Annotated in this window: 7 protein-coding genes; all 7 read left to right on the top strand. The window is 73.6% G+C overall.

Annotated features, from left to right (window positions below; all coding sequences use genetic code 11):
* Window positions 1-239 precede the first annotated feature (239 nt).
* Complete coding sequence (locus J7E86_RS28245) at window positions 240-794, top strand: helix-turn-helix transcriptional regulator (protein WP_215085616.1); 555 nt, start codon at window positions 240-242, stop codon at window positions 792-794.
* A 144-nt stretch (window positions 795-938) separates the two neighbouring features.
* Window positions 939-1,709, top strand: a complete 771-nt coding sequence (locus J7E86_RS28250; RefSeq protein ID WP_251019804.1) for an arylmalonate decarboxylase — start codon at window positions 939-941, stop codon at window positions 1,707-1,709.
* On the top strand, window positions 1,706-2,929 hold the full coding sequence (locus tag J7E86_RS28255) for an NAD(P)/FAD-dependent oxidoreductase (protein ID WP_215085618.1): 1,224 nt from the start codon (window positions 1,706-1,708) through the stop codon (window positions 2,927-2,929). Before J7E86_RS28250 ends, J7E86_RS28255 begins: the two co-directional genes overlap by 4 nt.
* A gap of 157 nt (window positions 2,930-3,086) precedes the next feature.
* A complete protein-coding gene (locus tag J7E86_RS28260) occupies window positions 3,087-3,896 on the top strand; it encodes an aspartate/glutamate racemase family protein (RefSeq protein WP_215085619.1) in 810 nt (269 codons plus the stop codon).
* Window positions 3,897-3,905: 9 nt separating this feature from the next.
* Complete coding sequence (gene hemB, locus J7E86_RS28265; protein WP_215085621.1) at window positions 3,906-4,928, top strand: porphobilinogen synthase; 1,023 nt, start codon at window positions 3,906-3,908, stop codon at window positions 4,926-4,928.
* Between the two features lie 117 nt (window positions 4,929-5,045).
* Window positions 5,046-6,398, top strand: a complete 1,353-nt coding sequence (gene hemA / locus J7E86_RS28270) for a glutamyl-tRNA reductase (RefSeq protein ID WP_308312756.1) — start codon at window positions 5,046-5,048, stop codon at window positions 6,396-6,398.
* Window positions 6,395-7,790: acetate--CoA ligase family protein (locus tag J7E86_RS28275; protein ID WP_215085623.1), on the top strand; the 1,396-nt coding region annotated here is incomplete at its 3' end. The genes hemA and J7E86_RS28275, both read left to right, overlap by 4 nt.

Raw genomic sequence — 7,790 nt, forward strand, 5'->3', positions numbered from 1 at the left:
CGGCACCCCAGGTGGGCACCGCCCCGGCTGCCGGCACCCAGTAGGCCCTCCGGCACCGCACCCACGGCCGCCCGGCGGCGTCGCCCCAAGGGGGCGGGACTCGGGACGCGCGCCCGCCCCCGGCGGGCACCACGCGCCCCGCTGTCCCGCCCCCTTCCGCATCCTCACCCACTCCGCGCCCTGCCGGCCGGCTCCGGTCGCCACGGGACGGACGCGACGACAACCCGAGGAACCTCACCATGACCTACGTAGTCGAGCGCACCTTCAGGACGCTGGACGGCCGCTTCAGCCGTCTGTGGAGCGCCCACGAGACCTTCCTGCGCACCCTCTCCGACCGCGGCCCGCTCATCGGCGGCGGCCCCTGGGACGGCGAAGGAGGCGAGATCCTCCTCATCGACGCGCCCGACGAGATCTCCCTCCACCGCGCCCTGCGCCCCGATCCCTTCGTCCGCGAATCCCTCGTCGCCCAGTCCAGGGTCCGCAACTGGAACATCGCCTACGGACGGCCCGACTTCACCGGCGGGGCCGCCCAGAGCCCGCCGCCCGCCGCCGCGGCCGCCCTCACCCCGCACGAGAGGAGAATCGCCCGCCTCGTGCTGGCCGGTCACACCAACAACGACATCGCCGGGCGCCTGGGCGTCTCCTGCCGGGCCGTCGAGCAGCACCTCACCCGCGTCTACCGCAAACTGTCCATCCGCCGCCGCGCCCAGCTCGCCCCCGCCCTCGGGGCCACCCTTCCCGTGAACCTGTCTCCCGCGTCCCCCGCCCGCTCGCGGGAACGGCTGACTGCGTGATCCCGTAGTGCGCGGCCCAACGCCCCTGGAATAGCGTCCACTTCAACGCCGCGAGACGCGCCCGATCAACGGCCCCGCGGCGACCGAGGACTTCCCGCGGCCGTCGCCGCCGCCATTCCCGCGAGAACAAGGGGGCTTCCTTCCATGACCATGCACACTTCCATGACCATGCACAGCAGAGCCCGCCTCGGTGTCGTCGTCCCTTCCGGGAACGCCGCCGCCGAGCCGGAGATCGCCCACCTCACCGCCCCGGCCATGAACGTGCACACCTCCCGCTTCCCCGTCCTGCCCGGCCACACCCTGCGCGGCCGCCTGGACATCTACAACGAGCAACTCCCGGACGTCATCGACGGGTTCGGCGGCCTTGCCCTGGACGCCGTCGTGGTCGCCTGCAGCGGTTCGCACTACCTCCTCGACCCCGAGGGCGACCGCGAGCTGTGCGACCGGATCGCCGCCACCGCCGGCTACCCCGTGGCCTCCTCCACCCTGGCCACCCTCGACACCTGCACCGACCTGGGCCTGACCGACATCGTGCTGGTCTCCCCGTACGAGCCCTGGCTGACCGAACTCTCCCACCACTACTGGCAGAAGGCCGGCCTGAACATCACCCGGATCGTCCCGGTCCGGGCGCGCGAGCGGTTCTCCCCGTACGACGTCACCACCGACGACCTCGTCCGCCAGGTCGGCGACGCGGGCCTCGCCCCGGACGCCACCCTGCTGTTCACCGGCACCGGCATGTTCACCTTCGAGGCCCTCCACCGCATCGGCGCCGGCAACGACCGTACGTTGCTCACCTCCAACATCTGTGCCGCCCGGTGGGCCCTCAAGCACACCACCGCCACCCCCGCCGGCCCCGACGGCGCACTGCCCCGGCTCCTGCGGCGCCTCGCCGACCGCGCCGGCAGCCGGGCATGAGCCCACACCGTCACCGGGTCGTCGTCGTGGGTGCCGGCCCCGTAGGACTGACCGCGGCCCTCGTCCTGGCCCACGGCGGGGTGCCGGTCACCGTCCTCGAATCGGCCGGCCGTCTCTCGACCGCCTCCAGGGCGTCGACGTTCCACCCCGCCACCCTCGACCTCCTCGACGAGCTCGGCATCGCCGCCGGCCTGCGCGCGGCCGGCCGCGACGTGACCGAGATCCAGTGGCGCGACCTCGACCGCAACCTCCTGCACCGCCTGCCCTACGCGCCCCTCGAAGGCCGCACCGCCCACCCCTACCGGGTCCACGCCGAACAGGCCCGCCTGACCCCGTTGCTCCTGGACGCCCTCGCCCGCCACCCCCACGCCGATGTCGCCTTCGGGCACACCGTCCTCGACCTCCGCCAGGAACCCGACGGCCTGCGCGTGTGGACCCGAGGCCCCGACGGCGCCCGCGCCCCGCTCACCGCCCGCCACGTCATCGCCGCCGACGGCGCCCGCAGCACCGTCCGCGACCTGCTGCGGCTGGACTCCCGGGCCCGCCCCTACCCGTCCTACGCCCTGCGCGTCGTCACCGACACCCCGCTCGACGAGCTCGTGCCGGGCCTGTCCCCGCTGACCTACGTCCGCGACGCGCGCGGTTCGTTCAGCATGCTGGGCATGCCCGACCACTGGCGCCTGATCCACCGCATCCCCGCGACCACCCCGCGCGAGCGCGTCACCGCACCCGCGGCCGTACGCGCGCTGGTCGCGGGCAGTCTGCCCGGCATCGCCACCCGCGTCCGCGTCCGCGACGCCCACACATACCGCCTGGCCGCCTTCGTCCTGCCCAACTTCCGTGCCGGGCGCGTCCTGTTCGCCGGGGACGCCGCCCATCTGACCTCCACCGCCGGCGGCATGAACATGAACTGCGGCCTGCACGACGCCGTCGCCTACGGCCGCGCCCTGATCCGCCTGTACCGCGGCGAGACCGGTGACCGCTCCCTGACCACCGTGGCAGCCGCCCGCCGCGCGGCCGTCCAGGAGGCCGTCATCCCGCGCAGCGAAGCCCGCACCGCCGGCCTCGACGATGCCACGGCCCTGCGCACCGCCCTCGACGACATCGGCCGGATGACCGCCGACGCCGACGCCCGCGTCGACTACCTCGTCAAGGCGTCACTCCTGGACTGCGCTCCCCCTGCCCGGCGTACGGCCGCCGCGCAGCCCACCGCGGTCTGAACCCCCGGCCCGCGGCGGCCGTTCGCGGTATCCGGCCCGGTGCCGGCCTCCCGGTGACCGACAGCAAACGCGTCCGCCGCACCGGCGAGCTCCGCCGACGGCTGCCCTGCCTTGCCCCCCCCGGCACCCTCCCCATCCCCAAGCCAAAAGGAACCCCATGCGCATCTGGTTTCACAAACATACGGTGGAAGGCCGCATCCCCCTCCTCGACCAGTGGTACCGCGAGCACCTCGATGCCGTCGCCGCCCCCGGCACCGTCATCGACATCCACACCCTGCCCGCCGACACCTACCCCGACAACACCCCCTTCGGCCTGGTCGGCCACCACGCCGCCCAGGTGCTGTTCTCCCAGCACTTCGCCCACGCCGCGGTGCGCGCCGAACGCGGCGGCCACGACGCCTGGATCACCGCCGCCGGCCAGGACCCCGGCCTGCGCGACGCCCGCCACCTCGCGGGCATCCCCACGCTCGGCTACGGCGAGAGCGTCTTCTTCCTCTCCGCCATGACCGGCCAGCGCTTCGGGCTCCTGGGCTTCATGCCGCCTCTCGAAGAGCCCATCCGTGCCAACATCACCCGCTACGGCCTGGACACCCACCTGGCCGCCTACGAAGTCGTCCCCGGCGGCTGGGACGGCGTCCACCAGGCACTCGACGGCGACTGCGGCCCCTTCCTCGCCGCCTACACCGCCGCCGCCGAACGCGCCCGCGCCGCGGGTGCCGAGGTGATCATCCCCGCCGAGGGCATCCCCAACGAGATCCTCTGGCACCTCGGCGTCCGCGAACTCGCCGGCATGCCCGTCGTCGACCCCGCCGGCCTGGCCGTCAAGCTCGCCGAACTGACCGTCGAGCTGGGCCGGCTGGGCATCTTCGCCCGCTCCACCGCCGGCTACTGGTTCCACCGGCCGTCCTCCGACATCGCACACCACCTCGAAAAGGTATTCCTCGGCTCGACCCTCCAGGGAGCGTGAAAGACCCTCATGAACACCCACTCCACCCTCGGCCCCGCCCCCGTCAGCACCCCGGCCACGGCACCCCTGCACCGCCCCCGCCGCCTGCGCCGCACCCCGCAGCTGCGCCGCCTGACCGCCGAGACCCAGGTCAACGCCAACAACCTCATCCAGCCCCTGTTCCTGCGCGAGGGCATCACCGAGCCCCGGCCCATCCCCTCCATGCCCGGCGTCTACCAGCACACCCGCGACAGTCTGCGCAAGGCCGCCGCCGAAGCGGTCGCCGCGGGCGTCGGCGGAGTGATGCTCTTCGGCATCCCCACGGACAAGGACGAGCAGGGCAGCGGGGCCGTCGACCCCGACGGCATCCTCCAGACCGCCCTGCGCGACGTGACCGCCGAGGTCGGCGACGCGACCGTCGTCATCGGCGACATCAACCTCGACGAGTACACCACCCACGGGCACACCGGCGTCCTCGGCGCCGACGGCGACGTCGACAACGACGCCAGCGTCCTGCTCTACGCGAAGGCCGCCGTCGTCCAGGCCGACGCCGGCGCCCACATCGTCGCCCCCAGCGGCATGATGGACGGACAGGTCCGCCACATCCGCGCCGCCCTCGACCAGGCCGGCCACCACAACGTCGCGATCCTCGGCTACTCCGCGAAGTACGCCTCCCACTTCTACGGGCCGTTCCGCGACGCCGTCGAATCGTCCCTGCAGGGCAACCGGCGCACCTACCAGCAGTACCCCGGCAACATCCGCGAGTCGCTGCGCGAGGTCGACCTCGACCTCGCCGAGGGCGCCGACATGGTCATGGTGAAGCCCGCCCTGGCCTACCTCGACATCGTGCGCCTCATCGCCGACCGCGTGGACGTGCCCGTCTCCGCGTACCAGGTCTCCGGCGAGTACTCCATGATCGAGGCGGCCGCCGAGCGCGGCTGGATCGACCGCGACGGCACGATCGTCGAGAGCCTCACCGCCATCCACCGCGCCGGTGCCTCCCAGATCATCACGTACTGGGCCACCGAGTTCGCCCCGCGCGTGGGCCGCTGACCCACCGTCCCGCGCCCCGCGCGGCGAACCTCCGTCTCCTGCCGGCCGGGACGGCCCCCCTCCGCCCGGCCGGCAGGCGCTCCACTCCCGCCCGCCTCACACCAAGGTGTACAGACCGTGGAACGACACACATCCGATGACACCCGGCTGACAGCCGTGGGCATCAGCCACGCCACCGCCCCCCTCGACCTCCTCGAACGCCTCTACGAGACCCCGCGCCCGCTGGAGGATCTGGCCGGCGACCTGGCCGCCACCGAGGGCCTCGGCGCCTCCCTCATCCTGTCGACCTGCAACAGGATGGAGATCTACCTGGAGACCGCCCCCGGCACCGACCCCGCGCCCGCCGTCGTCCGCCTGATCGCCGAGCACACCGGCGTCCACGCCGACGAGATCACCCCCTACAGCTACGTCCGGGCCGCCGACGACGCGTTGCGCCACCTCTTCCAGGTCGCCGCCGGGCTCGACTCCGTCGTCCTCGGCGAGGACCAGGTCCTCGGCCAGGTCAAGGAGGCCCTCGACCGCTCCCAGCGCACCGGCACCGCCAGCAAGACCCTCAACCAGGCCATCCAGGCCGCCCTGCGCGCCGGCAAGCGCGCCCGCAACGAGACCGGGCTCAACGAGGCCGGCCGCTCCCTCGCCACCGCCGGGCTGGCCTTCTTCGAGCGCCTCGTCGGCTCGCTCGACGGCAAGACCGCCCTCGTCGTCGGCGCCGGCTCGTTCGGCGGCGTCGTCCTCGCCGCGCTGCGCCGCTCCGGTCTGCGGACCGTCCACATGGCCAACCGCACCCCCGACAAGGCACAGCGTCTGGCCGAGACCGCCGGCGGCACCGGGTACCCCCTGGAGGACATCCCCCGCCTCCTGGCGGAGGTCGACGTGGTCGTCAGCTGCACCGCGTCCACCACCCCGCTGGTGACCGGCCGGCACGTCGCCGAAGCCATGGCGCACCGCGCGGGCCGCGAGCTGTACCTGCTCGACCTCTCCCTGCCCCGCAACATCGAGGCCGAGGTCGCCGCCGTCGAGGGCACGGTCCTGGTCGACCTCCAGCGCATCGCCGCGGAGGGCGGGGACGACGAACTCTCCGTCGCCAGCGTCGAGGCCGCCCACCGCATCGTGGACACGGAGGTCGCCGACTTCAAGGCGGCCCGGCGCGCCGCCCGCGCCACCCCGATCCTCGCCGCCCTGCGCACCAGCGCCGCCGAGGCCACCACCACCGAACTCGACCGGCTCCGCCGCCGCCTGGACGCCATGGACACCGCCGCCCAGCAGGAAGTCGCCCACAGCGTCCGGCGGATCGTCGACAAGATGCTCCACCAGCCCACCGTCCGCGCCCGACGGCTCGCCGGCGCCCCCGACGGCGACATCTACGTCGACGCCCTGCGCGAACTCTTCGCCCCCGAGCACGACCCCGCACACGCCAGTGCGGCGACCACACCCGCCACCACCACCGCTGTCCAGGAGATCATGGCATGAGCGCAATATCCGCCCTGTGGAACGCCGAGTCCATCGCCGTCATCGGTGCGACCGAACGCCCCGGCGCCCTCGGCCGGAAGCCCATGGACTTCCTGCTGCGCCACGGCTACAAGGGCCGCATCCTGCCCATCAACCCCCGCGGCGGCGAGGTCCTGGGCGTCCCCGCCTACCCCAGCCTCACCGATGCCCCGGGGCCCGTCGACCTCGCCCTGATCATGGTGGCGGCCGACCGCGTGCCCGGTGCCGTCGACGACTGCGTCACCGCCGGCGTCCCCCTGGCCATCATCGCCTCCTCGGGCTTCGCCGAGACCGGCGACGAAGGCGCCGCCCTCCAGGACGAGCTGGTGACCCGCGCCCGCGCCGGCGGACTGCGCCTGATCGGCCCCAACTGCATCGGCGCCGTCAGCTTCAACAACCGCGTCCTCGCCACCTTCAGCCCTCTCTTCGGCGCCGAGAGCGTCCCCTTCGAGCCCGGCACCCTCGCCTTCGTCAGCCAGAGCGGCGCCCTCGGCTTCGGCGCCGCGAGCCTCGCCCTGCAGCGCGGACTGCGCCCCGGATGGGTCGTCAGCACGGGCAACGACGCCGACGTCACCGCCCTCGAAGTCCTGCGCGAACTGTCCGCCGAACCCGGCTGCACCGGCCTGCTCGGCTACCTCGAGGACATCCCCGACACGGACACGCTGCGCCTGCTCGCCGAGTCCGGCAAGCCCGTCGCCCTGCTGAAGTCCGGCCGCACCGAGGCGGGCGGCCGCGCCGCCGCCTCCCACACCGGAGCCCTGGCCACCGACGACCGCGTCCTGGACGCCGCCCTGCGCCAACTCGGCATCGTACGCGTCGACGACATCGACGAACTCCTCGACGTGGCCCAGGCATTCGAATTCCCCCTGCGCCCCAAGGGACCCAGGGTGGCCGTCGTCACCACCTCCGGCGGCTCCGGCATCCTGGCCGCCGACGCGGTCGAGGACGCCGGTCTCGAACTGAGCACCCTCAGCCCGGAGAGCACCGCCACCCTCGCCGAGATCGTCCCGCCCTTCGGTGCCGTCGACAACCCCGTCGACATCACCGCGACCGTCCTGAGCGACCCCTCGCTCTTCGACAAATCCCTCGACGTCCTGATCGACGACCCCTCCGTCGACATCATCATCGCCTGCTTCTGCGTGATGGCCGGCCCCGACGTCGAGAAGGCCGTCACCGCCCTGTCCAAGGCGGCCCGCAAGGGCGGCAAGCCCATCCTCGTCGCCCGCACCGGTGCCGACTTCCTCGCCCCCGACGCACCCGCCCAGCTCCGCGAGGCCGGCCTGCCCGACTACCCCACCCCCGCCCGCGCCCTGCGCGCCGCGTCCGCGCTCTGGCAGGTCAGCCGCCCCCGCACGGCCGCGACCGCCCCCGGCG

It is taken from the genome of Streptomyces sp. ISL-11 (assembly GCF_018614525.1).
In the GTDB taxonomy this organism is placed as follows: domain Bacteria; phylum Actinomycetota; class Actinomycetes; order Streptomycetales; family Streptomycetaceae; genus Streptomyces.

Bases quoted from the DNA above. Each gene is read 5' to 3' on its own strand.
- J7E86_RS28260 (WP_215085619.1), top strand. From the start codon at position 3,087: ATGCGCATCTGGTTTCACAAACATACGGTGGAAGGCCGCATCCCCCTC.
- hemB (WP_215085621.1), top strand. From the start codon at position 3,906: ATGAACACCCACTCCACCCTCGGCCCCGCCCCCGTCAGCACCCCGGCC.
- J7E86_RS28250 (WP_251019804.1), top strand. From the start codon at position 939: ATGACCATGCACACTTCCATGACCATGCACAGCAGAGCCCGCCTCGGT.
- J7E86_RS28255 (WP_215085618.1), top strand. From the start codon at position 1,706: ATGAGCCCACACCGTCACCGGGTCGTCGTCGTGGGTGCCGGCCCCGTA.
- J7E86_RS28245 (WP_215085616.1), top strand. From the start codon at position 240: ATGACCTACGTAGTCGAGCGCACCTTCAGGACGCTGGACGGCCGCTTC.